Genomic DNA, 24,536 nt, shown 5'->3' on the forward strand with positions numbered 1-24,536 from the left:
GTTTGCGCGCGCCGCTCCACTCCCTCCGCCGATGCTAATCGGTTCAGGTTCGACGGGTCGGAGGGTGCGAGACCTCCCTCTCAGCCAGCGCTGGCTCCCCGGGGATGGCCAGCGGTGTAGGCGCATTGCGTACGGGCGTCCAGCAACGCAATGCCCGCCGCCCCAAATTCCTGGACACCCTCATTTTATCCGGAATCAAACTACTCCGCCATCATGACGTCTTACGCCATGTTGACTCAGCATGTTAACTGTCAACTTCTGGCCGGGCCGCGACGGCTGTGGTCCTTGCCCCGCTTTCGCGTGAAAACTCGGCACTTGAATCTCGCATCCAACTCTCGATCAGGTGCGCTCAAGGTTTTCCCGTTATCGTCGATAACGATCAAGCTTTTCAAGCTTCGAATAAGCAGCCACCCCTATTGCACCGACAGAGGCTTATTACAAATGATCAACCGATGACCATTTCGATGGCCCTTAGCACATCCACTGGCATCCGGCATAGAGTTCAGATTCCCTGAAAAAAAATGTTGTTGTCTTCCGCTAGTAATTAATACGATAGGTGGGTTCTTAAAGTACCCCATTTCTTGTTTCATCGGGTGCGATTATCGAGTAATGAACTCTTATATATGCCTTCAATTCGCCTTCGGCATTCACCATCAAGTCGCTTAACGTAAACTCCAATGATGCAAATTGCGAGAATACTGAAGCCTGATATCCAAGTGGATTAAACGTAATTGCTCTGCTTTCTACGATCTCTCCCATCACTATTTTCGACGACAGCACGAAGCTTGTGGCCAATCAACTTAGTCGTCGGCCGGTCGTCAGCGCGACTAAAGTCGCGATCGCGACGCACAGGATGGGGCTCCTGCCAAACTTGCGCTTCAAAAGCACGGTTGATTTCCGACCTAAGGTGGCGCTCCTGCCCTCCACATCCGCACCGGCCTCCAGCCGAACAAAAAGTGCGGCGAACGTCGCTTTTACGTTCATTGAGCAGATCTCAGCCGCTAACGGCATAGATGTCTTCGGCGCCGCCGATATCTTGGGCCAGATAAACGTAGGTCGAGACGCCGATATAATCGAATAAATTTGGGACTTATTATTTCTTAATCCAAAGCCCTATCACATATGACTTTCGCCCGATCGGAGAGTCGGGTCAAACCTCTCACGAAGTACCGGTTTAAGAACAAATAGGTGAGCGCGTTCGCAAGACATGCGCGCTCTTCTATATTAAGGGCCGCCCCACACGAATACTTCGATTTCACGAGATCCCGATTGAACAGTTTATGCAGCGTGCCAACCTTTTCCTAAGTTGAAGCAGTGCTCGGAATTTTTTTGGTTGGGAGAGTTCTGGCGGGAAGATTCGCATCTGCGGTTACCTTAACGAGAAGCAAGAGTACTCGCTCCCATGGACTGCCTAGAAGTCTGGCCGTAATGCTAACCGCCCTCGGGCCCCTTCCTTTCCGCCCAAACATTCTCAATTTGTTTGTTGGTTGCGTAGTTGCTTTAACCCTGCGGCTACAAATTGAGCCAAAGCCTCGCCATGCAGTTCGAGTTCGCCCGAAAGCCGCCCTTGGCGATGCGCTCGGCAAAGAAGGTCTACAGGCCCTAAGAAACTTGCCTGAAAGAATGCAGGAGGAAAGAGGGGCAATGCCCCACTGGCAAAGTGTCCGGCAGCCCAGCGGATAACCGGTTGCTCTTCTTCTGCGGCCACCGCCAGCCAAACATCGGCGTTGTGTCGTATCCATTCGCTGTCGACGAATTCGGCGATAAGCCTCTCATAACGTTGAGGGTTGGCCGCTTGATAGGCAAGTGCTGCGCGAGTCCCAGCTGCAAAAGCATCGCACGGATCACCTACATATGCGGTAATGGCTTGGGCTATTGTATGTAGATAGGCCCCTCGTTCGGTTCGAAATAGCTCGCGCACGATACCTTCTTTTGATCCGAAATGATGGAATACACTGCCGTTCGATACTCCCGAGCAATCGCAAATTTGCTTTAGAGAAACCTGTTCGTGTCCACGCTCAACAATGAGTCCGCGCGCAGCATCGAGAACCTTTACTCGCGTTTTAAGACTTCTCTCCTGGGCCATATTCGCTCATTATGCACACAAGACCCTTCGTGTCACTCTGGATTGAAGGTCGTAGGTTACAACGGCCCGGCATTTGGTAGATGCACACTAGAAGGAGACGAAACACCTGCAACACTGGCGCCCATCTCCACGTGCGGTCAGAAGAATGGCCGCATTTCTGTTCCCGAATTTATTCTAGCCAATTGGAATATCTGTCGTGCTTATATCGTCGGCCGGAAGCTTGAGCTGCTCCATGCCGACCGTACTAGTAGAGGGGGACGCGCCCCGCGCGTAGAAATCAGTATGTTCGAGGTGCGTACCTACAGCGACCTTCGCGAATAGGACCTTCTCCACAACGCCTGTGCCGTCTGCATCGTACCAAATATTACCCGTAGCTTCGTCGTAGATGATGCGATCTCCCGCATCTGCGGCTTCAGTGCCCAGAGCAAAAGCCGATTTCCAGAGCGTGCCGAAACGAACTTCGGTGAATGCAGGGCGCCAAAGCTCGATCAAGTCGACGCCCGAGATAAAGTCGGTGATCGTGTCGACCCCAACCTCTTTGTCCATAATGAAAGAATCCGCACCAGCGCCGCCAGTCAGTAAATCGTCACCAGCGCCGCCTTTGAGGCGATCATTACCCCGACCACCATCCAGAATATCATTGCCATCACCACCAAATAGGACGTCATTCCCACTACCACCGAACATCGTGTCGATACCCGCTTTACCATTCAGAAAGTCGTTCGCCCCACCGGCATCCATCCAATCGTCGCCTGCGCCGCCCTGCAGATTGTCATTCCCCATGCCAGAAATGAGAATGTCATCACCCGCTCCGCCGCGAAGTTTGTCCCATCCGTGGTCGTCTGCGCCGCCGATTAGCGTATCATTGCCATTCCCGCCGACGATGACATCACTACCGTTTCCCCCATCCATGTAGTTATTGCCGTCCCAGCTCATCAGGAGGTCTCGACCACTCCCACCGAAAAGCGCATCATTTCCGGCACCGCCAAACAGCTTGTCGAATCCTGATCCGCCAATCAAAACATCGTCTCCCGCTGCGCCGAACATTCGGTTTAATCCAGCAGCTGCGCTGAGGGTGTCGTTGCCGTTATTGCCAAAGAGCCAATCGTCGCCTTCGCCGCCGTCTACACGGTCATCCCCGCTTAAGCCACGAACAGTATCATTTCCGAGACCACCGTGCAGCGTGTTCGCAATGTTGTTGCCCCGCACATAATCGTCGCCCATTCCACCAATTGCGTTCTCGATAACAGTTCCCTGCGCGATCGACACATTCCCGATGAGCCCGCCGACATTCATCAAGCGGCCTTCGATCAGAGTGATCAGCTGGTTCTGAGTGTGCTGCGAATAATCGAGCGTGTCGACGCCTGCGCTGTCGACGATCGTATAGGCGGCGCCGGTGGTGAGCGAAGCGTCGTAAAGGTCGCCCGCGGTGCTGTTGAAACCATAGGTGTCGTCACCGGTGCGCGTGTTTGTCGGTGCGCCGTAGATCGCCTGGATCGCCGCGACATCGGCCATCATCGGCGTAATCGCGTCGAAGCTCGAATAGCCTCTGCTCGCCAGCGTCACATTGGTCGAATTGTCGAAGCCCGACATGACCGTGAGCATGTTGCTGTCGTTGAGATAGACGAGGTCATGCGCGCGGTACGAGACGAACTGGCCGTTCGTGTACTGGCCCGCATGGCCGAGGCCGAGCGCGAAGCCGACTTCCTGCATCACCACCTGGTAGGCACGGGTCGCCGACGCAAAGCCCGGCGTTGCCGGATCAATCGTGACGATGGCGCCGTCGATGAAGCCGCCGCTGCGCGTGACCGTGGTGTCGTTTTCGGTGCCGGTGACGAACTGCAGTGCGCCGCCAGCCTGCTCGATGAAGGTGATGCCGGCGGCATCGCCCCATGCGGCAAGCGAGACGCGTGCAGCCTCGTGCATCGAGGCGTCGAGACCGGAAAGGTCGACGGTGATCGTGCGCGAAGCATCGAGCGCCCAGCCGCCGGCCTGCTCGCCCATATCGGCGAACCAGCGCGAGGAGAGGTATTCGCTGATCTGGTCGACGCTGCCCTCCACCGCATTGTGGGTCAGCAAGGCGGTCAGCGCATAGCTGCCGGTCGCAACGCCGTCGAAGCCGCTGACTTCGACGTAATATGTGCCGGTCGCTTCGGCTGCGAAGTCCACGAAGGAATAGAGGTCGGTGCCGTTGTCGTCATTGGTGAGCAGCGCGTTGCCGGCCGCGTCGTAAATGGTGATGACCGTATCGTTCGCCGCAGCGCCTGTGCCGGCGGCGGTCGAGAAGGAGATCGCCTGGCCGAGCGCGATGTCGAAAGCGAACCAGTCGCTGTCGCCCGCATAGTCGAGCTGCGTCAGGATCGTTTCGCCTGCCGCGATGGTCCCGGCGGTGTCGACACCGGCAGCAAACGCATCGTTGAGGTCGATCTCGTTCATCGAGACCTCGTAGGAACCCCGATCCCCCTGATAACCAAGAACGGCAACGTAATAGGTGCCGCCGGCCTCTGCCGTGTGGAGGAGGGTCGAGAAGGCGCCGTTGTTGCTGTCGTCATTGCCGGCAACGAGATTGCCGTCGGCATCGTAGAGCGCGAGGACGGTGTCGCCGATCGAACCGGTGGCCCCGGCGGTAGTCGCGAACTGGTAGCTGGAACCAGCGACCAGTTCGACGGCAAACCAGTCTACATCGGTGCGGCTGTCGATCGCGGTGGCGATGGTCTGGCCGTCGGCAAGCACGCCGGTGGTGGTGGTGTCGGCCGCGTAGGCATCGACCGTGGCGTTGCCATTGCCGTTTCCGCCCGCGGAACCGCCGTTGCCAATGCCATTGCCGTTGGAAGTGCTGGAGTCGTTACCGGTCGTGCCCGAACCGGCGTTGCCGTTCGTCGCACCGTTACCGTTCTCGCCTGCACGGCCGTTATCGGTCCCGTTGCCGCCCGCGTTGTTCGAGCCGCCACCGTTACCGTTGCCGTTGCCACCGCCGTTGACCGGATTCAGGGCGCCTTCGTCGAAGGGCTTGTAATCCTTAGCCTGTGCCATCTCGCGTCTTCCCGTTCCTTTTGCGCAGGGGCGGCGCGAAACGCCGAATCTGCCCCCAACAATGGATTTCGTCACGTTGGCTTATGCCCGCCAAACGTTAACGAGGGACTACGTATTTCGCGAAAATCGGCAAAAATCACGTGTTTTTTCACGTATTTACGTCGATTTATGGTTAACAGGAGATTGCCCCCTTCAAATTTCTTAATTTTTGGGCGGCGCCCGATTCGATTCGCGAACGAAGCACCGTCCGGAGGCCATGGGATGGCGTCGCGCCATTGCAGATGGGTGAGGCCAATGGTCACGCAGCGGTCTGGGCCGGGCAGTGGCAACAGCCAAAGACCCTCAGCTCGCATCGTGTGAAATTTGGGAGTGCTGGATGCCCCGTGAGGATTCGAACCTCAATTGACGGAGTCAGAGTCCGTAGTCTTACCATTAGACGACGGGGCATCAGGCCTGCGAAAGGGGCGAGAATCGGCTCGCCGGTGCAGGAGAGGCCGCGCATCTAGTTTCGCCGCGGCGCAAGGTCAACCCCGCAGACGCCTTGCGAGCTTGCCCATGCGCCCTTCCCCCGCTAGCATCGTTAACAGGTCCCTGCGCGAGGTGGTTTTGCGCAGGAGGAATAACGAAAGACACACCCCATGGCGGATCAATCTCCGCCGGACATCAGACGGGGGCACGGCAAGACAAGGGGCGGCACGTCCGGCAAGGTAGCCGATTTCCGCTACAAGCGCCCCTCCCGGCCCGACAAGCGCTCGAAGAGTAAGAGCGCACAGCCGCGTGGGGCCAAGCCGCGCGGCGCGTCCGCTCCCTCGGCGAAACCCGCGCCCTCCCTTCCCGAAGCCCGTGGCCGCAAGCAGGCCTATGCCGCGCTGGACCTGGGCACCAACAACTGCCGCCTGCTGATCGCGCGCCCTTCGGGCGAGAATTTCACCGTGATCGACGCCTTCAGCCGCGTCGTGCGCCTTGGCGAAGGGCTGGCGGCAAGCGGCCGCCTCTCGGACGAGGCGATGGATCGTACCCTGGCCGCACTCCATGTCTGCGCCGAAAAGCTGCGCCGCCGCCATGTCCACCTCGCCCGCTCGGTCGCGACCGAGGCCTGCCGCCGCGCCGCCAATGGCGAGGAATTCATCGAGCGGGTGCGGCAGGAAACCGGCATCGTGCTCGACATTATTTCCGCGCAGGAAGAAGCGCGCCTTGCGGTGCTGGGCTGCCACATCCTGCTGGAAGACGGCGAAGGCCCCGCGGTCATCTTCGACATCGGCGGCGGCTCGACCGAGCTGGTGCTGGTCGAACCGAGCGGCGCGGTGCCGCGCATCATCGACTGGATGAGCGTGCCCTGGGGTGTGGTGTCGCTGACCGATACCGTCACCGGCTCGGACGACAGCGAGGAAGAGCGGCTCGACCGCTATCGCCGGATGCGCAAGACCGTGCGCGACAGTTTCAAGCCCTTTGCCGACCGCGTGCGCGAGTTTGTCAAGGGCCCGCACCCGATCCGCCTTTTGGGCACCAGCGGCACGGTGACCACGCTCGCCAGCCTGCATCTGGAACTGCCGCAATACGACCGGCAGGCGGTGGACGGGCTCATCCTGCGCTCGCAGGCGATGCGCGATATCTCGGTCAAACTCAGCCATATGAGCGGGGTGGACCGGCGCAAGCTCCCCTGCATCGGGGACGATCGCGCCAACCTCGTGGTGGCGGGCTGCGCCATACTCGAAAGCATCCTCGACATCTGGCCGTCGGAAACACTGGGCGTGGCCGACCGCGGCATTCGCGAAGGCATCCTGCGCAGCCTGATGGCCGCCGACGCCGACGGCGACCGCAGCCGCGCGGCCCTGCAACGTATGAGAGAACAAGACGTATGAGCCGCTCGGGCAAGGACAAGGACACGCGTGTCCGCACGGCGAAGAAGCGGTCGGAATCCTCCACCCGCTGGCTGCAGCGCCAGCTCAACGATCCTTACGTGAAGCAGGCCAAGGCGGACGGCTATCGCAGCCGCGCGGCCTACAAGCTGATCGAGATGGACGAGAAGTTCGGCCTGCTGAAAGGCGCCAGCCGCATCGTCGACCTCGGCATCACGCCGGGCGGGTGGAGCCAGGTGGCGCGAAAGGTGCGCCCCAAGGCCACCGTCGTCGGCATCGACCTGCTGGAGACCGAACCAATCGAGGGCGTCACCATTTTCCAGATGGACTTCATGGACGACGACGCGCCGCGCGTGCTGGAAGAAGCTCTGGGCGGCAAGGCCGACCTCGTGATGAGTGATATGGCGGCCAACACGGTGGGCCACAAGCAGACCGACCATCTGCGCACCATGGGCCTTGTCGAGGCGGCGGCCTGGTTCGCGGTCGAGAACCTCGATACCGGCGGGACCTTCCTCGCAAAGGTGCTGGCCGGCGGGACCGACAACGACCTCCTCAACCTGCTCAAGAAGCATTTCAAGACGGTCAAGCACGCCAAGCCTCCCGCTAGCCGCAAAGGCTCCAGCGAGTGGTATGTCATCGCGCAAGGCTTCAAGGGCTAGGACTAGCTTCCTTCGCCAGGCACAAAAAACCCCGCTCTGTGGCGGGATTTTTCATTCACGATAACGCGGACCGATCAGTCGATCTTGGCCGCGCCTTCGTTGTCACCGCCCGCGTTGGCGGCGGGAACGGGCTGATCGGCGCTCATGGCACCGGCCGCTTCGGCTGCACCGGCTTCGGCGCCTTCGACCGGACCGGGACCTGCACCGGGAGCTTCTTCGCCTTCACCCGCTTCCACTTCGGGAGCAGCCGGTGCGGGCTTCGCAGGAGCGCCGCCCATCGAGGCGAGATATTCCATCACGTTGGCGCGGTCTTCCGGCTTGGAGAGGCCGGCGAAGCTCATCTTGGTGCCGCTGGCAAAAGCGCGCGGGCTCTTGAGCCATGCGTCCATGTTTTCCCACGTCCACTGACCGCCGTGGTCGGACAGCGCCGAGGAGTAAGCGAACCCGGCAGCGTGGCCGCCGATGGCCTTGCCCATCACGCCGTAGAGGTTCGGGCCGATGCCGTTGGCGCCGCCCTGTTCGATCGTGTGGCAGGCGGTGCACTTGGCGAAGACCTTTTCGCCTGCAGCCGCGTCGGCGCTGGCGAGCAGCGTGCCGAGATCGGGGCCCGCATCCGCGCCGCCTTCTTCTTCCGCGCCTTCCACGAAATAGCCCCAGTCCTGGCCTTCGGGATATTCATGGCTGTCGGCGTGGAAATACATGCCCGAGCCGATCGAAGCGCCGAGCGCGACGATGCCGGCGAAGAGAACCCAGCCGGAAGCGGTGTTGAAACGATCGTCCATTGCGTGTTTGCCTGCAAGAATCCGTGTGGTCTGATGATTGGGCGCCGCTCTAGTGCGACAGGCCTTTTCGCGCAAGTGCACAACTGGCAATAGAGCTTGCGAGGCGGGAATTCGTCGCTAACACAGCCCGTCCCATGCGTACCTTTGCCAAGCCCGCCGTCGATATGGTCGACACCATGCGCCGCGCCGCCGCCGCCGATCCTGCGCGCGCCATCGCCTTCGGAGGCGCGCCCGGCTCCAATTCGCACCAGGCCGCGATGCAGTTCGACCCAGAATGCCTGCCGCTGCCCTATCTCGGCTTCGAGGATGCGCTCGACGCGGTGAAGAGTGGCAAGGCGGGCTGCGCGATGATCCCGATCGAGAACAGCCAGCATGGCCGTGTCTCGGACATCCACTTCTTGCTGCCAGAAAGCGGCCTTGCGATCGTGGCCGAACATTTCATGCGCATCACCCATGCTCTGATGGCAACCGGACAGGGCCCGTTCGAGGCGGCTTACAGCCATCCGCAGGCGCTCGGCCAGTCGCGCGAATTCCTCCAGCAGCGCGGCATCGTTGCCCTTGCCCATGCCGATACGGCCGGTGCGGCGGCCTATGTCGCGGAAATGCGCGATCCCAGGTTCTGCGCCATCGCCCCGCCGATGGCGGCTGAGCTTTATGGGCTCGATATCGTGGAAGAGGCGGTCGAAGACGCCGCCGACAACACCACGCGCTTCGTCGTGCTGGCCAAGGACCAGCGCGATCCGGCGCGGATCGAGGCGGCGACGAAGATGACGACCTTCATCTTCGAGGTGAAGAACGTGCCCGCCGCGCTCTACAAGGCGCTGGGCTGCTTTGCGACCAACGGCGTCAACATGACCAAGCTGGAAAGCTACCAGAAGGGCGCCAGCTTCGCCGCGACGCGCTTCTACGCCGACATCGAGGGCGCGCCGGGCGATCCGGGCGTCGATCGTGCGCTGGAGGAACTGGCATTCCAGACCAACGATGTGCGCCTGCTCGGCAGCTACGCACAGGCACGGAAACGCGGATGAGCCTCGCCCGGCGCTCTTTCCTTGCGAGCGCGGCAGGGCTTCTCGGCTCGGCCTGCGTCCCGCTCGACCGTAGCATCGCGGGGCGGACCTCGGCCCAGTTCCGCATCCTAGAGCGCGAGCTTGGCGGGCGCTTGGGCGTCGTCTTTTACGATCCGGCCAACAGGAGCCTGCTGGACTATCGCGGCCTGGAGCGGTTTCCGATGGCCTCCACCTTCAAGACCTCGCTCGCCGCTTTCGCGCTGGCGCTCGAACAGCAAGGTGCGCTCGACCTGTCGCGGCGTATGGAGTGGTCGGAGGAGGAACTCTTGTTCCATTCGCCCTTCACCCGCGAGAACCTGGGCCGGGGCGCCAGCCTGCGCGAGCTTGCCCGGGCGGCGCAGACCACCTCGGACAATCTTGCCGCGAACATCCTGCTGCGCGAAACGGGCGGCCCTGCGGCGCTTACGGCCTTCCTGCGCGACCTGGGCGATGACACCACGCGGATCGAGCGCAACGAACCGGAGGTCAATTTCGTCCCCTCGGGAGAGGAGCGCGGCACGACCACGCCCTTGGCCATGGCGCGCACGCTCGCGGCGCTCATTGGCGAGAACACGCATGGCCCGCTGGACGCAGAACGGCGGCAGGAATTGCGCGGCTGGATGATCCAGAGCGAGACCGGTCTCGACCGTGTCCGCGCTGGCCTGCCCAAGGACTGGGTGGCGGGCGACAAGACCGGCAATTCCGGCACATGGAACGCTCGGATGGGCTTTGCCCGCGGCGATGTCGGTTTCGTGGAAAGCCCTGCCGGATCGCCCGTTTTCTTCGCCGTCTACCACCAGAGCCCGCTTGGAGCTCCGGTGGACGGCGCGCGCGTAGATGCGGTGTTTGCGCGGATCGGTCGCTCACTCACCGATTGGGTGCGCGACCTCTACACCATCGTCCTGACCTGAGCCGCGATCCTATTCGTCGCCGTAAATCGCGACTTCGCTCGCCCCTTCGCTCGTCGCGCGGCCGCGGTACATGCCCTCGGTGTTGAAGCTGTAAAGCGCATGGCCTTCGGGCGTGACGAGGATGATACCGCCGTCGCCGCCTAGCGTTTTGACGTCGCGCATCACGGCATCGCCGATTTCCTGCGCCTCATTCGCTGCGATCCTGCCGGCGTTGTAAACGAGCTCGCCGTCATCGGCCTCCACGGTTCGTTCCATGGCGGCGACGAGGGTATCCTGATCGTGGGTTTGCGCCAATCGCAGCCGCGTGCAGATTTCATGCGCCACGCCGACGCGGATGAAATATTCGCCCCAACCCGTTGCCGATACGGCGCAGCTGCGGTTGTCGGCATAGGTGCCTGCGCCGATCACCGGGCTGTCGCCGATACGGTTCCAGCGCTTGCCGGTCATCCCACCTGTCGATGTGCCGGCGGCAAGGTTGCCATGCGTGTCGAGCGCCACCGCGCCGACCGTGCCGAACTTGGCATCGACATCGAGCGCGGAGAGCTTCTCCGCCTTCACCCGCTCCAGCGCCTCGCGGCGGAAGTCGGTGTCGAACCATTCGTTGGGCACGCGTTCGAGATCGTGTTCCGCGGCGAAGACCTCCGCGCCCTCGCCCGCCAGCATGACATGCGGGCTGTCGGTCATGACCTTGCGCGCGAGCAGGATCGGGTTGCGGATGCCCGAAACGCCCGCCACCGCGCCCGCGTCCCGGTTGCGGCCGTCCATGATCGAGGCGTCGAGTTCGTGTCCGCCTTCCCAGGTGAAGACCGCGCCGCGCCCGGCGTTGAACTTGGGATCGTCCTCCAGGATGAGGATCACCGCTTCGACCGCGTCGAGCGCCTCGCCCCCTTCGGCCAGCACCTTCGCGCCTGCATTCAGCGCCTCTTGCAGCGAGGCGCGATAGGCCGCGTCTTCTTCCGCCGTCATGTCGGCGCGCGCGATCGTCCCTGCTCCGCCATGGATGGCGAGCGACCAGCGCGGCGCCTCGTCCTCGGCCGCCGCGGGCGCGGCGAAAACGGACATGGCCAGCGCAAGGCCGGCGGCGAGCGGGGATGCAAAACCTCTCATCCCTCTGGGATAGCACCGAAAGTTATCCACTCAATCCCCGCCGGCTTTTTGGACAAAACCGTCAAGGGTGATAGCCCCTGCCGCTACGGAAACCATGAGGGAGAGGTTTCATGCGTATCGGTAATTATCGTTTCGACCAGCAGGTCGCGATGGACGTGATCGAAAAAGTCGGTCTCGCGCTTATCGTCCTGCTTATTACGTGGGCGGCGGCCAAGGCCGCGAAATGGGCCTTCGCCAAGCTCGTCGACAACATTTCTTTCTTCCAGCGCGGAACCGGCAACGGCTCGTCGCTGGGTGAATCGCTGGGCAAGATCGTGAGCCTGCTGATCTGGCTCTTCGGCCTGCTGGTGATCCTGCAGATCCTCGGCCTCGGCGCCGTGGCAGGGCCGGTGGACAGCCTGCTCGAGAACATCGTGGACTTCATCCCCAATCTGGTGGGTGCGGGCCTGATCTTCTTCATCGGCATGATGGTGGCGCGGATCGTGCGCGATCTCATCATCACCACGCTGCAGACGGTCGATTTCGACAAATGGGCCAATCGCGGCGGGGTGGACAATGTCACCGGCAACACGGCGATCAGCAAGACCATCGCCACAATCGTCTATGCGGTGATCGTGATCTTCGTCTCGATCATGGCTCTGGATGCGCTCAATATCGAGAGCATCTCCGGCCCGGCGAGTTCGATGCTGCAGCTGATCTTCAACGCCATCCCGAACATTATCGCGGCCGCGATCCTGCTCGGCATCGGTTACCTCATAAGCAAGTTCGTGGTGCAGGTGCTGAAGGAAGTGCTGCCCGGCCTCGGCGTCGACCGCGCGCTGGCGGAAAGCGGCATGATGGCGGAAGGCACGCGCGCTTCCAGCATCATCGCCCGCGTCGTGCAGGTAGCGATCATCCTGTTCTTCGCCATCGCCGCCACGCGCCTGCTGGGCTTCCCCGAACTTACCGCCATTCTCGACCAGGTGCTCGAACTTGGCGGGCGGGTGATCTTCGGCGCAGTCGTGATCGCTTTCGGCTTCTTCATCGCCAATCTGCTCGCCCGGCTCATCGCCGGCGACACGGGCGAGAATGGGACCGCGGCGACCATCGTGCGCTGGGCGACGATCATCCTGTTCGTCTTCATGGGCCTGCAGTTCACCGGCATTGGCGGGATGATCCCGGCCAACGTGCTGACGATCCTGATCGGCGGTGTCGCGGTGGCCGGCGCGCTTGCCTTCGGCCTCGGCGGCCGTGACTGGGCGGCGCGCAAGCTCGAACAGATGGACAGCGACCTTGGCGGCGGGACGACGGGCGGAAGTCCGGCCGCGCCCAAGCCCAAGCGCCGCAAGGCGGCTGCTCCGAAGAGCAACGACCCGCTGCCTCCGGGCGCGTAATGCGGAACTGACAGGACACCAGGGAGAGAGGGTGTCGGCGGGGCGCGGGGAGAAATCTCCGCGCCCCCTTTTCGTTGTGCGCCCCCTTCTTTGTGCTACGTCCTGATTTGCAACCGGAAGAGAGGGCCAGACATGAGCGAATTCGGATTCGAAAGCACGGCGGACGAGGTGCTGGCGGACAAGGACCTGAAGGGCCGCACCGCGCTCATCACCGGCGGCTATTCCGGCCTCGGGCAGGAAACGGCCCGTGCGATGGCCGCGAGGGGCGCGCACATCATCCTTTCCGGCCGCGACGCGACCAAGCTGTCCGCCGCCGCCGACGAACTTGCCACCGCGACCGGCGCCAAGGTCGATACGCTGGTCTGCAACCTCGCCTCGCTCGACAGCGTGCGCAAGGCAGGCAAGGAAGCCAGCGAACGTTTCGAGAAGATCGACCTGCTCATCAACAACGCGGGCGTCATGGCCTGCGACGAGGCGAAGACCGACGACGGTTTCGAGATGCAGTTCGGGACCAACCATCTCGGCCACTTCCTGCTCACCAATCTGCTCATGCCGCTGGTCGAAAAGGGCGAGCGCCCGCGCATCGTCAATTTGTCGAGCCGCGGCCACCACATCGCGCCGGTCGATTTCGACGATCCCAATTTCGAGAACCGCGCCTACGACAAATGGGTGAGCTACGGCCAGTCGAAGACCGCCAACGTCCTTTTCGCCGTTGGGCTGGAAGAGCGGCTCGCGGGCAAGGGCATCCACGCCTACGCTCTGCATCCCGGCGGCATCCACACAAATCTCGGCCGCCACATGAGCGAGGAAGACGTCGCCAATCTGATGGCGCGCATCCGGAAGGCCGCCGAAGAACGCGGCGAGGAGCCGCAGCCTTTCAAGACAATCCCGCAAGGCGCGGCGACCACCTGCTGGGTCGCCACAACCGACGAACTGGAAGGCGCTGGCGGCCTCTATTGCGAGGACTGCCACGTCGCCAACGAGGATAATGAGGACACCGGCGGCGGCGTGCGCAGCTATGCGATCGACAAGGACAAGGCGGACCGGCTCTGGACGATGAGCGAGGAGATGGTCGGCCAGTCTTTCGCCTATTGAGCAGGCACCTGTAACCTTTCCGGCCACCCGTCCGAACACCGGTCCAGCACGCTTTGGTGCAGGAGATGGTCGATGATTGCCGATGAAGCCAGCTTGGCGCAGATGATGACCGCCGCCCAGAAGGGCGATGCGGCCACGTACCGCGCCTTGCTGGCCGAAGTGCAGCTCTGGCTCGAACGCTATTACCGTCGGCGCGTCCCGCCCTCCCAATTGGACGACCTCGTGCAGGACGTGCTCCTGGCGGTGCATAAGAAGCGCGCCACCTGGGATAACCGCCGCGCCTTCTATCCCTGGCTTGCCGCCATCGCCCGCTATCGCTGGGTCGATCACCTGCGCAAGGTCTATCGCTCCGCCGAAGACGAGCTGGGCGATCACGATGTGCCCGAAGACAGCGAGGAAGAAGCGGTGATGGCGCGGATGAGCCTGGAGCGGCTGTTCGTCCACCTGCCCGACAAGCAGGCGCAGGCCATCGAACTTGTCAAGATCGAAGGGCTGAGCATCGCCGAAGCCTCCCAGCGAACCGGCCAGAGCGAAAGCCTGGTCAAAGTGAATATCCATCGCGGACTGAAGAAGCTGTCCGCGCTCGTAGAAAAGGCTGAATAGAATGAACCGGGTCTCCACCCCCCTGATCGACGCTCTGGCGCAGGATCTCGCGCCCGTCCGCCCGATCCGCCTGTCGCACGGCATCGCGCTGGTGGCGCTGGCTGCCATCGGCACCGTCGTCCTCGTCGAGCTGATCGAAGGGCTATGGCGCGGCATCATGGAGGGCGCACCCTCAGTCGAATTCTTCATGACCAACGGCATGCTCGGCCTGCTGGGTGCAGCCTCCGCCTACGCCGTCCTGCGCATGGCGACGCCCCATGTCGGCAACAGCCACGAGGGGGCGCGCTGGTCTGCCGGAATGCTGGCGCTGCTGCCGCTCACCGCGCTGGTCATGCTCGGCTTCGGCAGGTTCGCCGCCGCGCTGACGCAGGATATGTATGGGCTAGGTTGTTTCGTTGCGGGAAGCGCCTTCGGGCTCGTCACCGCCAGCGCGCTGACCCTCTGGTTGCGGCGCGGTGCGCCTGTGTCGCTTAAATCCGCAGGCACCTATGCCGGCATTGCAGCCGGCGCGATCGGCAGCTTCGCCTTCGGCCTCGCCTGCCCGGTGGACGATATCGGCCACCTCGGCATCTGGCACGTCGCGCCGGTGGTGCTCTCCGGCCTCGTCGGCCGCTTCGCCATCCCGCCCTTGGTCCGCTGGTAGGCTAGAGCCAGCGCAGCCGACGGAAGACCACGATCAGCGCGACGAACAGGAATCCGCAGAGCATCACCACGGCCCAGAAGGCGTCCGGATCGTCCATCCCGGGCATACCGCCGACATTGATGCCGAGCAGGCCGGTGAGGAACCCGAGCGGAAGGAAGATGCCGGCGACGATGGTGAGCATGTAAGTCGCGTGCTCGGAGGAAGCGAGGCTGCGAGCGCGCAATTCGTCCTGCAGCACCAGCGCGCTTTCCTTGCTGATGTCGATGTCGTCGAGATAGCGGCGCAGGCGCGCGATACTCTCGGCGATTTCGCGGCGGTCCTCCTCCTCGAACCAGGGCGGCGCGTCACGGCTGATCTGTTCCAGCGCCTCGTGCTGCGGGGCCATGTGGCGCTTGAGCGCGAGGCAGTTGCGGCGGATGGTGGAGATACGCTTCAGCATCGCCTCGGCGTGCTCTTCGGGATCGTCATGCTCAAGTTCGTCGAGCACCTGGTTCATGTCGATGATCGACTGGCTCATGCGCGCGATCATGTATTCGGCCAGCAAGGTGATCGTGGCCCCCGCATCGACCGGCCCGAACCCGCTGTCGAGCTGGGCGACGACTTCGCGCGGGGTCTGCAGCGGAAAGCGACGCAGCGTGATGAGCCGATTGCCGTCGCACCACAGCTGCATCGAGATCATGTCTTCGGGCTCTGCGCCCGGATTGAAGTTGATACCGCGCAATGTCCCGACCAGCGTCGCGCCTTCGCGAAAGGCGCGCGGGCGGGTCTGGTCGCTGGTGAGCAATTCTGCCGTCGGTTCGGGCACGCCGAGCTCGGTTTCTAGCCATTGCTGCACGCCTTCGCGGCTACGGCAGAGGTGGAGCCACAAGACCTCGCCCGCCGCAGCAGGCTCCCAGCCCTGCGCCTCGTCCCAATCGATCGGCCGCGCGCCGCCCTTAACGTCGAGCACGCGCCCGAACAGCAGCGGAGTTTCCGTTTGGTTGTCGTCGGTTGCTTCGCTCATCGCCGCAGTGATGCCGCAAGCCGTGGCCCAATGCCAGCATCACGCGCAGTCGGCGGTGGAAACCACTCGCGCGGTTTGCGCGTTCCTCGCCCATGACGCCCCAATTCAAAACAGCTTCGTCCGCCCTCGCCATCGGCCTCGGCATGGTCCTCGCAAGCCCCGCCTATGCGGGCGGCTTCTACATCCAGGAGCAATCGGCCAAGGAGGCCGGGCGAGCGTATTCGGGCAACGCGGCGGCCGCGGACAGTCCGGCGACGATCTTCTTCAACCCCGCCGGAATGACCGAACTCGAAGGCATACAGGTGGAAGCCAACGCGCAGGCCCTTTTCGTCACCGCGCGCCAGTCCGACACCGGCACGACGCGCAGCGTGCCCGGCCTTCCCGTCACCCTGCCCGTGACCGGCAGCGACGGCGGCAGCCCCTTCGCCCAGCCGCTCGTCGTGCCGTCGCTCTATGCCAGCGCGCAGGTGACCGACCGCTTGTGGGTCGGCCTCGGCGTCAACAGCCCCTTCGGCGTGGTCGTCGATTACGACGAGGACTTCTTCGGCCGCTACGATTCCGTTACGTCGGACCTCTTCACGCTGAACGCCCAGCCGAGCGTGGCCTACAAGATCTCCGACAATTTCTCGATCGGCGCCGGGGTCGACATCCAGTATATCGATGTAAAGCTCGCCAACGCGGTGCCCAATCTCAATCCGGCCGACCCCGACGGCGAGTTGCGCATCACGGGCGATGATATTTCGGTAGGCTGGAACGCGGGCTTCACCGCCACTTTCGACCCGGTGCGCATCGGCGCGCATTACCGTTCGGCCATCGATCACGATCTGGAAGGCGAATTCGACCTCTCCGGCCTCACCGGCCTGCTGGCCGGCAACAACGTCACCACGCCTGCCGCCGCGCCGCTATCGACGCCCGACATCGCCACGGTCAGCGTCCTCTTCGGCACCGACACGCCGTGGCGCGTCTATGGCACCTGGCGCTGGTACAACTGGAGCAATTTCGACGAAATCCGCGTCGAGCCCGAAGGCCTCGAGCCGCAGGTTAACGAGCAGTTCTATCGCGACACCTATTCCATGGCCCTGGGCGCGGAATACGACGTGAACGAACTGCTGACCCTGCGCGCGGGCACCATGTTCGACGCCTCGCCGATCACCGACGAGTTTCGTTCGACCCGCGTGCCCGATGGCGACCGCACTTGGCTTTCCGTCGGCGCGAGCTACGACATCAACGACCGCTTCTCCGCCAGCCTCGCTTATGCGCATGTCTTCGTGAAGAGCGAACCGATCGACCGCACCGATACCTTCTTCGAAGGCACGCCGGCCGCCGTCGATGCCCGCATCCGCTCCAGCAGCAGCGGCAACGCCGACGTGCTCGCCTTCTCGCTGGGCGCGCGCTTCTGAACCGCGCCGCGCGGCGCGTCATTGCCCCTTCACAATAGGCGCTCTATATCGCGCCCATGTCTTCCGTACGTCCCTGGCGCGATATCGAGCGCCGTAAGTCCCGCCAGATCATGGTCGGCAACGTCCCCGTCGGCGGCGATGCCCCGATTTCCGTGCAGACCATGACCAACACGCCTACCGAGGATGTGCGCGCGACGATCGACCAGATCCGCCGCTGCGAGGACGTGGGCGCGGATATCATCCGTGTGTCCTGCCCGACCGAGGAATCGACCGCCAATTTCGACCAGATCACGCGCGCGGCCAATGTGCCGATCGTTGCGGACATCCACTTCCACTACAAGCGCGCATTGGAAGCGGCCGACAAGGGCGCAGCCTGCCTGCGCATCAATCCGGGCAATATCGGCAGCAGCGAACGCGTTGCCGAAGTCGTCCGGGCTGCCAAAGCCAACGGTTGCGCGATCCGCATCGGGGTGAATGCAGGCAGCCTCGAAAAGGACCTGCTCGAGAAATACGGCGAGCCTTGTCCCGAGGCGCTGATCGAAAGCGCGCTCGATCACATCAAGCTGCTGCAGGATCACGATTTCCACGATTACAAGGTCGCGGTGAAGGCCAGCGACGTGTTCCTCGCCGTGGCCGCCTATCATGGCCTTGCCGAGGCGGTGGACTGCCCGCTGCATCTCGGCATCACCGAGGCAGGCGGATTGATCGGCGGCACGGTGAAGAGCTCAATCGGCATCGGCAGCCTGCTGTGGGCCGGCATCGGCGACACCATCCGCGTCTCGCTTTCTGCCGAACCGGAGCAGGAAGTGAAGGTCGGCTTCGAGATGCTGAAGGCGCTCGGCCTCAGGACCCGCGGCGTGCGCGTCGTCTCCTGCCCCAGCTGTTCGCGCCAGGGCTTCGACGTGATCCGCACGGTAGAGACGCTGGAAAAGCGCCTCGAACATATCAAGACGCCGATGAGCCTCTCGGTCCTCGGCTGCGTGGTCAACGGCCCCGGCGAAGCGCGCGAGACCGACATCGGCCTCACCGGCGGCGGCTCCGGCAAGCACATGGTCTATCTGTCGGGCGTCAAGGACCACCACATCGAAAGCGAGGACATGCTCGACCACATCGTCCGCCTCGTCGAGGAGAAAGCCGCAAAGATCGAGGCCGGCGAAGCGACCGCTTTCGATCCGCACGCGGAGGCGGCCGAATGAAGCGTCCCTTAGCGGCAGCTTTGGCTCCGTTCGTCCTGGTCGCCTGCACCACGACGGCCCCTCCGCAGCCTGTCGCTATTCATCACCCCGAAGCGCGGTCCTACGAGGCTTCGCGCGATGCAGGCGCCGATGTCGAGGCTGCGCTCGAACGCGCTCTGGCCAACGGCAAGAAGGTCATGCTGGTGATGGGCGCCAATTGGTGCCACGACAGCCGCGCGCTGGCGGGCCTGCTTGAGACCCCGCGCTTTGCCGAACTGGTCGAGCGCGAATACGAACTGGTCTTCGTCAATGTCGGCATGCCGCAAACGGGCGACGGCCACAATCTCGACATTGCCGCGCGCTTCGGTCTCGAAGACCTGCCCGGTACGCCCAATGTGCTCGTCCTCTCGCCCTACGGCACGCTGCTCAACGCCGAGACCGCCACCAGCTGGCGCAACGCCGCCAGCCGCAGCGAGGATGCGATCTACGAAGAACTCGCCGCGCTGGCCGGCTGACCGATGATGGCCGAAGCCTATCTGCGCTCGCTCTTGCCCTATTGGCGCGAAGCTTTGGTGCTGTGGTTCGGGGCGATCGTCCTCCTCGCGGTCATACACGCCGTGCTTGCCTGGATGGGGCGCGAAAAGCCGGGGCAGTTCGCACAGGCCCTCGGCACCTTGCCGACTTTGGTCATGATCGGTCTCCCGCCGCTTGCCGGGCTGGTGGCCGGCCTCCACCTGATGCGCGAATACCGGGAGGCCGAGGCCCTTGCGGTCTTCCTCATCGCGCCGCTGGTCGCTGTGCTCGCGGGCGAGAAATTGAAGCGCCTCCTCGTGTGGATCCTCACCGGCGGCGGGAGAGGCGCGGATCGCAATCCTCCTCCGCCCATTCGCGTGGTGCAAGGCAAGGGCCCGCTGATCAACGGGCGGCCGATCGACCCCAGCTGATGCTCCATGTCGTCCACCATGCGGATTACATGGCGCCGGCGCCCACGCGCGGGACCTTCCGCTTCGACAAGTACATGGCGGTGATGGAGGCGCTGCGGGCCAGCGGCTATCCGCTGACCGAGCACGCCCCGCCACCGATGCCGCGCCGATGGCTGGAGGCGGTGCACTGCCCCGATTACGTCGACGAGGTTTTCAGCGCCAGCGTCCCGCAGGCGAAGGAGCGGCGGATCGGCTTTCCCGTCACCCCGCATATCTCCCAGAGAGTGCAGCACACCAATGGCGGCACATGGCTCGCCGCCCAACTTGCGCGCCGCCATGGCTACGCCGCCAATTCGGCCGCCGGGAGCCATCACGCGCTGTTCGATACCGGCGCGGGCTATTGTGTGTTCAACGACCTCGCCGTGGCGGCCAACCGTCTGATCGCGGAAGGCGATGCGACCCGCATCCTCATCATCGATCTCGACGTGCATCAGGGCGACGGCACCGCCAGCCTGACCGCTGCGCGCGACGATGCCTTCACGCTCTCGCTCCACGCCGAAAAGAACTTTCCGGTGCGCAAGGCGCGGTCCAGCCTCGACGTGCCGCTGGCCGACGGGATCGACGACGACGGCTATCTCGATGCGCTCGACCGGCATCTGCCGCAGGTCCTGGCCGGGTTCGATCCCGACCTCGTGCTCTATCAGGCCGGGGTGGACGTCCATGCCGAGGACCGGCTCGGCCGCCTCGACCTCAGCGACGAGGGGCTGGACCGCCGCGACGCCTATGTGGTGCAGGCCATTCGTTCGCGCGCGGTGCCCCTGGCCAGTTCGCTGGGTGGCGGATATGGGGCCGATCCGCGGGAAATCGGCGCGCGGCACGCCCGTTCGATGGTGACATGCGCCAGAACGAACGCCGAATTCGCGCGTTCAGCTATCGGTAGCAATGGCAATGCTATAGGATAGGACGACATGAACCGCCGCGACCTTCTCAAGACCACCCTCGCCGCCAGCGTCGCCACGCTCGCGCCGGCACGGGTGTTCGCGCAGGCGAGCCCTACCGCCAGCCGCGACGCGCAGCTGATCGCCATCGCGCGCGAGCAGCTGGCCCGCGTGGGCGATGTCATCTGGAAGAAGGACATCGTCGGGATTGCCGATTTCGGCCTACACTCTTCGCGGCGTCGTTTTCACTTCGTCGACCTCGTGAACGAGAGGGTCGAAAGCTATCACGTCAGCCACGGCACCGGTTCGGACAGCGAACATGACGGCTGGCTCAAGCGCTATTCCAACATCGAAGGCAGCGAGGCGACCAGCCGCGGCGCCTATATGACGCGCAGCTGGTACACGGGCCGCTACGGCACCTCGATCCGCCTCGACGGGCTCGATCCGACCAACGATATGGCCCTGCCGCGTGCCATCGTCATGCACCAGGCCGAATACGCGCGCCCCGAACATATCGACCGCTGGGGCCGCCTCGGACGCTCCAACGGCTGTTTCGCGCTTGGGCCGGACCAGTTCGATGCGGTGTTGCTACGGTTGAGCGGCGGGCGACTGCTCTACGCCGAAAGCCTAGGCCTTGCCGAGGACGGTAGTAGAGTCGCACCGCCGGTCACGCAGACGGAATTGCTGCGCGGGCCGGCTGGTGGGACCTTCGAGCGGACCAATCCGGGCGTTTACTGAGTTTTCCCCCGCCAGGAGCTTAGATGAACCTGCAGAATCTCGGCGAAGCGCTCTGGGCCGCAATTCTTAGCGCCATGATCGTCGGAATTGCGGCTACGATGGGCTTTAGCGTCTGGGCCAGCGTCTCCAGCCATTCGTGGGATTTCGGGCCGCTTCCCGGCGGGCTCGTTGCGGCCTTCGTGATGAGCTTGGTAATTGCCGGACCGCTCGTCATCATGGCCACCACGCTATTCGGCATACCTGCGGCCTTGATCGTAACCTATCTGAAGCTCCCTCGCGCCTTGAGCCTTGTCGCCGTGCTGTTTTTCGCGGCGCTCCCGATGATGCTCATTGCATGGTGGCTGGGAGACGCGCCCGAGGACACGTCGAACGGCCCGACAGTCCTCGTCATTGCCTACTGGCTTTACGCAGCACCGGCTGCCTTCACCCTGTGGCGAAAGCTGATGGCGCTGCGCCAGCCAGCGGATACAGGCCCCACCCTCAGCTGATCTGCATATCGTCGACGATCTCGACGGCTTCCTCGCTGGTTTCGCGCGCACGGTCGGACACGCGCGGCGCGTCGAGCGCTTCGAGCACCGGCTTGTCGCGGTCGTAAATGTCTTTGAACGCCTTCATCTCGCCATCGACGTCGGTCGCCATGGTGAAATAGGTGATGTAGACCGGCCACTGCTTTTCCATCGGATAGCGCGTGTATTCGCCGCTCATGGTGATTTCACTCACCTCGTCGCGGATCGCCGGGATATCGGCCTTGGTCTTGGCGTTGCCCAGCATCGACATCGTCATGGCCAGTTCGCGTGCGCCCTGCACACGGATGCAGCCATGGCTGAGCGCGCGCATCTCGTTGGCGAAGAGGTGGCGGCTCGGCGTGTCGTGGAGGAAGATCGCGTGCTCATTGGGCATATCGAGCTTCATCAAACCGAGCGAATTGGACGGCCCGGGCTGCTGGATTACCGTGATCCAACCGCCAGCTCCCTTTTTTGCGGTGTAACCCGCGTTGCGCGCCCACGTGGGGTTGTTCAGCACCTTGTTGCCCAGCCCCTCGCCCACCACGATCGACTGCGGCACGGTCCAGGTCGGGTTGTAGATCACTGCCTCGACCATTTCGGCGAGCTGCGGCGTCGCCGTGCGGCCGGGCTTGCCGACCACCACGCGGTATGTGTCGATGATGCGCCCGCGCACCGTCAGGCGCAGCATGTATTCGGGCACATTGGTCATCAGGTACTGGCGGCCCAGATCCTGCGGCAGCCAGCGCCAGCGGTCCATGTTCGCGCGGATCAGCTGGATGCGCGCCGGATCGGTCGCGGTACCCAGTTCTTCGCGCAGGGCCGCGTAATCGGGGTGCTTGGGATGGAGCGCGGTCAGCGTAGCGGCAATGTCGCCGCTCGCCAGCGCATCCTCGAGCAGTTTCCACGTCGGCAGGCGGTCCGCATCGGGATCGACAACGAACCACTGGCGACGCGATTCCATCGGGGTGCGGCCATCGCGCAAGTCCTCGACTAGCCAGACGAAGATTTCGCTGGCGAGTTTGTTCAGCTCTTCGCCCTCGCCTGCGGCAATGGCAGCGGTCAGCGCGTCGGCACGGTAATCCGACGGGTTGAGCCCCTCGGCCTTCATGCCGGGGATGAACTCGAGCAGTTCCTGGGCCTGCGTCACGGTCCATACGCCCTCGAGCGATGGGACTTCTTGAACCACCTCGCCGCTGGCCATCTGGATGTCGCCGAACGCCTCTTCGACGGTCTGCGTGGCTGCGGGCGCAGCTGATTCTTCCGTCTTTGGCTGGGGCAGGATGCTTTCGGGCGCGCTGTCCTGCGCGCCGGCCGAAGTGGCAAGGAGGACGGCTGCAATCGCCGTGCCGGTCAGGGTCTGGAACTTGGTCATGGGGGGCCCACCGAAAATTGCCGAGTGCGGTATCGTGTCCGCACCTACGGCTAGATAATGTCTAATGCAGGGCGCACAATCGGGTATCGCGGCTTAGCCCCGGCTGAACCGAGTTGCGCCTGCGGCAGGGCGCACTATGGCAGCGATGATGAGCGACACGCACGATCCTCGCGGGCCGGTTCTGGCCGTTGCTGCCGGGATCGCCATGCTGTCGCTGATGGACGCCTTCATCAAGAGCGCGGCGCTCGCGCATGGCGCTTACATGGCGGCGATCCTGCGCGTGGGCATCGCCTTCGGCCTCTCGGCACCCTTCTGGCTCGCGCTGGGGCCGAAATGGCCCGAGCGTAAGGTCCTCAAGGTGCATTTGAAGCGCGGAATTGTGGGCGCCGCGATGGCGCTGACCTTCTTCGTTGCGCTCACCAAGCTGCCGCTCGCAGAAACGATTGCGATCTCCTTCGTGGCACCGATTATCTCGCTCTATCTCGCCGCGATCCTTCTGGGCGAGACGATAAGGCCCCGCGCGATCTGGGGCGCGACGCTGGGTCTTGTCGGCGTGCTGGTCATCGTCGGCGGAAAATTCGGGCGCGGCAATCTCGACAGCGAGACGCTGGTAGGCCTTGCCGCAATCGGCGTCTCCGCGCTGCTCTATGCCTGGAACCTCGTGATCCAGCGCGAACAGGCGCTGGTCGCCAAGCCGCTGGAAGTGACGACCTTCTACATGGGGATCGCAGGGCTGTGTTACCTGCTGGCCGCCCCGTGGCTGTTCGAAATGCCGCCCGTCGCAGAACTTGGCGACGTGAGCGTGGCAGCCGTGCTTACCGTGGCTGGAGCGCTGACCATGGCATGGGCCTACGCCCGCGCCGAAGCGCAGGTGCTCGTCCCGCTCGAATATTCGGGCTTTTTATGGGCGATGCTGTTCGGCTGGCTGCTCCTGCACGAAACCGTCACATGGACGGCCATTGCAGGCGCTGGCCTGATTGTCGCCGGCTGCTGGATTGCCACGACCCGCAAGCGGACCGAGCAGTCGGCGATCTGAGCTTTCAGGTGTTAGCGCTGCGCTGCCGCGACAGTCGGCGCGGTCTCTACCGCCTGCGCTTCGCTGCCGGCAAAGGTGGCGGCGGCGGTAAACATACCGGCCACGCCAAGGGCAGCGGCAACAACAGCAAGACGAAGGGTTCGGTGCGACGTGTTCGTCGCCTCGAGCAGGGCACTCATCGGTTCAACTCCTCATGTGGGCCGCGCGCTTTCGGCGGTTTGTGGCCGTGCGCAGCGATTGCCCAGATT

23 protein-coding genes, 1 tRNA gene and 1 riboswitch are annotated in these 24,536 nt (G+C 63.5%); of the genes, 16 read left to right on the forward strand and 8 right to left on the reverse strand.

From position 1 onward, the window contains the following. Positions 1 to 2: 2 nt before the first annotated feature. A riboswitch (TPP riboswitch) is annotated at positions 3 to 111 on the reverse strand. Positions 112 to 1,471: 1,360 nt separating this feature from the next. The 3 genes from K3148_RS03500 to K3148_RS03510 all read right to left on the reverse strand — a co-directional run bounded on the left by K3148_RS03500 (position 1,472) and on the right by K3148_RS03510 (position 5,566). Next, positions 1,472 to 2,086, reverse strand: a complete 615-nt coding sequence (locus K3148_RS03500) for a TetR/AcrR family transcriptional regulator (protein ID WP_221425939.1) — start codon at positions 2,084 to 2,086, stop codon at positions 1,472 to 1,474. Positions 2,087 to 2,260: 174 nt separating this feature from the next. Continuing rightward, positions 2,261 to 5,119 (reverse strand): M10 family metallopeptidase C-terminal domain-containing protein, encoded by a 2,859-nt coding sequence (locus tag K3148_RS03505; protein WP_221425940.1) that lies wholly within the window; start codon positions 5,117 to 5,119, stop codon positions 2,261 to 2,263. Between the two features lie 373 nt (positions 5,120 to 5,492). Next, positions 5,493 to 5,566 (reverse strand) — tRNA-Gln (locus K3148_RS03510). 191 nt (positions 5,567 to 5,757) lie between these two features. On the opposite strand from K3148_RS03510, the gene K3148_RS03515 reads away from it, so the two are divergent. Next, positions 5,758 to 6,981: a Ppx/GppA phosphatase family protein gene (locus K3148_RS03515; RefSeq protein ID WP_221425941.1), complete on the forward strand. Its 1,224-nt coding sequence runs from the start codon at positions 5,758 to 5,760 to the stop codon at positions 6,979 to 6,981. Continuing rightward, entirely contained in the window at positions 6,978 to 7,637 is a 660-nt protein-coding gene (locus K3148_RS03520) for an RlmE family RNA methyltransferase (RefSeq protein ID WP_221425942.1), read from the forward strand. The genes K3148_RS03515 and K3148_RS03520 overlap by 4 nt, the downstream gene beginning before the upstream one ends. Before the next feature lie 74 nt (positions 7,638 to 7,711). Here K3148_RS03520 and K3148_RS03525 read toward each other — a convergent pair whose 3' ends face one another. Beyond that, positions 7,712 to 8,419 (reverse strand): c-type cytochrome, encoded by a 708-nt coding sequence (locus K3148_RS03525; RefSeq protein WP_221425943.1) that lies wholly within the window; start codon positions 8,417 to 8,419, stop codon positions 7,712 to 7,714. Between the two features lie 134 nt (positions 8,420 to 8,553). On the opposite strand from K3148_RS03525, the gene K3148_RS03530 reads away from it, so the two are divergent. Beyond that, the gene (locus tag K3148_RS03530; RefSeq protein WP_221425944.1) at positions 8,554 to 9,447 is read left to right on the forward strand and encodes a prephenate dehydratase; all 894 of its coding nucleotides are present in this window, start codon (positions 8,554 to 8,556) and stop codon (positions 9,445 to 9,447) included. Further along, positions 9,444 to 10,376, forward strand: coding sequence for a class A beta-lactamase (gene bla / locus K3148_RS03535; RefSeq protein ID WP_221425945.1), 933 nt, complete (start codon positions 9,444 to 9,446; stop codon positions 10,374 to 10,376). Before K3148_RS03530 ends, bla begins: the two co-directional genes overlap by 4 nt. 9 nt (positions 10,377 to 10,385) lie before the next feature. On the opposite strand, the gene K3148_RS03540 is transcribed toward bla, so the two are convergent. Beyond that, positions 10,386 to 11,483: an isoaspartyl peptidase/L-asparaginase family protein gene (locus K3148_RS03540; RefSeq protein WP_221425946.1), complete on the reverse strand. Its 1,098-nt coding sequence runs from the start codon at positions 11,481 to 11,483 to the stop codon at positions 10,386 to 10,388. A 110-nt stretch (positions 11,484 to 11,593) separates the two neighbouring features. Between K3148_RS03540 and K3148_RS03545 the strand changes: the two genes are divergently transcribed. The 4 genes from K3148_RS03545 to K3148_RS03560 all read left to right on the forward strand — a co-directional run bounded on the left by K3148_RS03545 (position 11,594) and on the right by K3148_RS03560 (position 15,197). Beyond that, positions 11,594 to 12,856, forward strand: coding sequence for a mechanosensitive ion channel (locus tag K3148_RS03545; protein ID WP_221425947.1), 1,263 nt, complete (start codon positions 11,594 to 11,596; stop codon positions 12,854 to 12,856). A gap of 132 nt (positions 12,857 to 12,988) precedes the next feature. Then, a complete protein-coding gene (locus tag K3148_RS03550) occupies positions 12,989 to 13,951 on the forward strand; it encodes an SDR family NAD(P)-dependent oxidoreductase (RefSeq protein WP_221425948.1) in 963 nt (320 codons plus the stop codon). A gap of 72 nt (positions 13,952 to 14,023) precedes the next feature. Further along, positions 14,024 to 14,554 carry a sigma-70 family RNA polymerase sigma factor gene (locus K3148_RS03555; protein ID WP_221425949.1) on the forward strand — a complete coding sequence of 177 codons (531 nt, stop codon included), beginning with the start codon at positions 14,024 to 14,026 and terminating at the stop codon, positions 14,552 to 14,554. A gap of 1 nt (position 14,555) precedes the next feature. Beyond that, the gene (locus K3148_RS03560; protein WP_221425950.1) at positions 14,556 to 15,197 is read left to right on the forward strand and encodes a DUF1109 domain-containing protein; all 642 of its coding nucleotides are present in this window, start codon (positions 14,556 to 14,558) and stop codon (positions 15,195 to 15,197) included. A 1-nt stretch (position 15,198) separates the two neighbouring features. Here K3148_RS03560 and K3148_RS03565 read toward each other — a convergent pair whose 3' ends face one another. Further along, on the reverse strand, positions 15,199 to 16,200 hold the full coding sequence (locus K3148_RS03565; protein WP_221425951.1) for a zinc transporter ZntB: 1,002 nt from the start codon (positions 16,198 to 16,200) through the stop codon (positions 15,199 to 15,201). Positions 16,201 to 16,292: 92 nt separating this feature from the next. On the opposite strand from K3148_RS03565, the gene K3148_RS03570 reads away from it, so the two are divergent. The 7 genes from K3148_RS03570 to K3148_RS03600 are packed head-to-tail and all read left to right on the forward strand — an operon-like array spanning position 16,293 to position 21,862. Beyond that, the gene (locus K3148_RS03570; RefSeq protein ID WP_221425952.1) at positions 16,293 to 17,600 is read left to right on the forward strand and encodes an OmpP1/FadL family transporter; all 1,308 of its coding nucleotides are present in this window, start codon (positions 16,293 to 16,295) and stop codon (positions 17,598 to 17,600) included. 56 nt (positions 17,601 to 17,656) lie between these two features. Beyond that, the gene (gene ispG, locus K3148_RS03575; protein WP_221425953.1) at positions 17,657 to 18,796 is read left to right on the forward strand and encodes a flavodoxin-dependent (E)-4-hydroxy-3-methylbut-2-enyl-diphosphate synthase; all 1,140 of its coding nucleotides are present in this window, start codon (positions 17,657 to 17,659) and stop codon (positions 18,794 to 18,796) included. Then, positions 18,793 to 19,290: a thioredoxin family protein gene (locus K3148_RS03580; RefSeq protein WP_221425954.1), complete on the forward strand. Its 498-nt coding sequence runs from the start codon at positions 18,793 to 18,795 to the stop codon at positions 19,288 to 19,290. Before ispG ends, K3148_RS03580 begins: the two co-directional genes overlap by 4 nt. Positions 19,291 to 19,293: 3 nt before the next feature. Then, positions 19,294 to 19,719, forward strand: coding sequence for a hypothetical protein (locus K3148_RS03585; protein ID WP_221425955.1), 426 nt, complete (start codon positions 19,294 to 19,296; stop codon positions 19,717 to 19,719). Beyond that, on the forward strand, positions 19,719 to 20,660 hold the full coding sequence (locus tag K3148_RS03590; protein ID WP_221425956.1) for a histone deacetylase family protein: 942 nt from the start codon (positions 19,719 to 19,721) through the stop codon (positions 20,658 to 20,660). The genes K3148_RS03585 and K3148_RS03590 overlap by 1 nt, the downstream gene beginning before the upstream one ends. A 6-nt stretch (positions 20,661 to 20,666) precedes the next feature. Then, on the forward strand, positions 20,667 to 21,374 hold the full coding sequence (locus tag K3148_RS03595) for a murein L,D-transpeptidase catalytic domain-containing protein (RefSeq protein WP_221425957.1): 708 nt from the start codon (positions 20,667 to 20,669) through the stop codon (positions 21,372 to 21,374). A gap of 23 nt (positions 21,375 to 21,397) precedes the next feature. Next, complete coding sequence (locus K3148_RS03600) at positions 21,398 to 21,862, forward strand: hypothetical protein (protein WP_221425958.1); 465 nt, start codon at positions 21,398 to 21,400, stop codon at positions 21,860 to 21,862. Here K3148_RS03600 and K3148_RS03605 read toward each other — a convergent pair. Then, on the reverse strand, positions 21,855 to 23,252 hold the full coding sequence (locus K3148_RS03605) for a L,D-transpeptidase family protein (protein WP_221425959.1): 1,398 nt from the start codon (positions 23,250 to 23,252) through the stop codon (positions 21,855 to 21,857). The genes K3148_RS03600 and K3148_RS03605 overlap by 8 nt on opposite strands. Before the next feature lie 136 nt (positions 23,253 to 23,388). On the opposite strand from K3148_RS03605, the gene K3148_RS03610 reads away from it, so the two are divergent. Beyond that, positions 23,389 to 24,288 carry a DMT family transporter gene (locus tag K3148_RS03610; protein ID WP_247711633.1) on the forward strand — a complete coding sequence of 300 codons (900 nt, stop codon included), beginning with the start codon at positions 23,389 to 23,391 and terminating at the stop codon, positions 24,286 to 24,288. Positions 24,289 to 24,299: 11 nt separating this feature from the next. Here K3148_RS03610 and K3148_RS03615 read toward each other — a convergent pair whose 3' ends face one another. Continuing rightward, positions 24,300 to 24,467 (reverse strand): hypothetical protein, encoded by a 168-nt coding sequence (locus K3148_RS03615; RefSeq protein ID WP_221425960.1) that lies wholly within the window; start codon positions 24,465 to 24,467, stop codon positions 24,300 to 24,302. Between the last annotated feature and the right edge of the window lie 69 nt (positions 24,468 to 24,536).

Source organism: Qipengyuania aurantiaca (genome assembly GCF_019711375.1).
Classification (GTDB): domain Bacteria; phylum Pseudomonadota; class Alphaproteobacteria; order Sphingomonadales; family Sphingomonadaceae; genus Qipengyuania; species Qipengyuania aurantiaca.

Bases quoted from the DNA above. Each gene is read 5' to 3' on its own strand.
- K3148_RS03500 (WP_221425939.1), bottom strand. From the start codon at position 2,086: ATGGCCCAGGAGAGAAGTCTTAAAACGCGAGTAAAGGTTCTCGATGCT.
- K3148_RS03505 (WP_221425940.1), bottom strand. From the start codon at position 5,119: ATGGCACAGGCTAAGGATTACAAGCCCTTCGACGAAGGCGCCCTGAAT.
- K3148_RS03515 (WP_221425941.1), top strand. From the start codon at position 5,758: ATGGCGGATCAATCTCCGCCGGACATCAGACGGGGGCACGGCAAGACA.
- K3148_RS03520 (WP_221425942.1), top strand. From the start codon at position 6,978: ATGAGCCGCTCGGGCAAGGACAAGGACACGCGTGTCCGCACGGCGAAG.
- K3148_RS03525 (WP_221425943.1), bottom strand. From the start codon at position 8,419: ATGGACGATCGTTTCAACACCGCTTCCGGCTGGGTTCTCTTCGCCGGC.
- K3148_RS03530 (WP_221425944.1), top strand. From the start codon at position 8,554: ATGCGTACCTTTGCCAAGCCCGCCGTCGATATGGTCGACACCATGCGC.
- bla (WP_221425945.1), top strand. From the start codon at position 9,444: ATGAGCCTCGCCCGGCGCTCTTTCCTTGCGAGCGCGGCAGGGCTTCTC.
- K3148_RS03540 (WP_221425946.1), bottom strand. From the start codon at position 11,483: ATGAGAGGTTTTGCATCCCCGCTCGCCGCCGGCCTTGCGCTGGCCATG.
- K3148_RS03545 (WP_221425947.1), top strand. From the start codon at position 11,594: ATGCGTATCGGTAATTATCGTTTCGACCAGCAGGTCGCGATGGACGTG.
- K3148_RS03550 (WP_221425948.1), top strand. From the start codon at position 12,989: ATGAGCGAATTCGGATTCGAAAGCACGGCGGACGAGGTGCTGGCGGAC.
- K3148_RS03555 (WP_221425949.1), top strand. From the start codon at position 14,024: ATGATTGCCGATGAAGCCAGCTTGGCGCAGATGATGACCGCCGCCCAG.
- K3148_RS03560 (WP_221425950.1), top strand. From the start codon at position 14,556: ATGAACCGGGTCTCCACCCCCCTGATCGACGCTCTGGCGCAGGATCTC.
- K3148_RS03565 (WP_221425951.1), bottom strand. From the start codon at position 16,200: ATGAGCGAAGCAACCGACGACAACCAAACGGAAACTCCGCTGCTGTTC.
- K3148_RS03570 (WP_221425952.1), top strand. From the start codon at position 16,293: ATGACGCCCCAATTCAAAACAGCTTCGTCCGCCCTCGCCATCGGCCTC.
- ispG (WP_221425953.1), top strand. From the start codon at position 17,657: ATGTCTTCCGTACGTCCCTGGCGCGATATCGAGCGCCGTAAGTCCCGC.
- K3148_RS03580 (WP_221425954.1), top strand. From the start codon at position 18,793: ATGAAGCGTCCCTTAGCGGCAGCTTTGGCTCCGTTCGTCCTGGTCGCC.
- K3148_RS03585 (WP_221425955.1), top strand. From the start codon at position 19,294: ATGATGGCCGAAGCCTATCTGCGCTCGCTCTTGCCCTATTGGCGCGAA.
- K3148_RS03590 (WP_221425956.1), top strand. From the start codon at position 19,719: ATGCTCCATGTCGTCCACCATGCGGATTACATGGCGCCGGCGCCCACG.
- K3148_RS03595 (WP_221425957.1), top strand. From the start codon at position 20,667: ATGAACCGCCGCGACCTTCTCAAGACCACCCTCGCCGCCAGCGTCGCC.
- K3148_RS03600 (WP_221425958.1), top strand. From the start codon at position 21,398: ATGAACCTGCAGAATCTCGGCGAAGCGCTCTGGGCCGCAATTCTTAGC.
- K3148_RS03605 (WP_221425959.1), bottom strand. From the start codon at position 23,252: ATGACCAAGTTCCAGACCCTGACCGGCACGGCGATTGCAGCCGTCCTC.
- K3148_RS03610 (WP_247711633.1), top strand. From the start codon at position 23,389: ATGGCAGCGATGATGAGCGACACGCACGATCCTCGCGGGCCGGTTCTG.
- K3148_RS03615 (WP_221425960.1), bottom strand. From the start codon at position 24,467: ATGAGTGCCCTGCTCGAGGCGACGAACACGTCGCACCGAACCCTTCGT.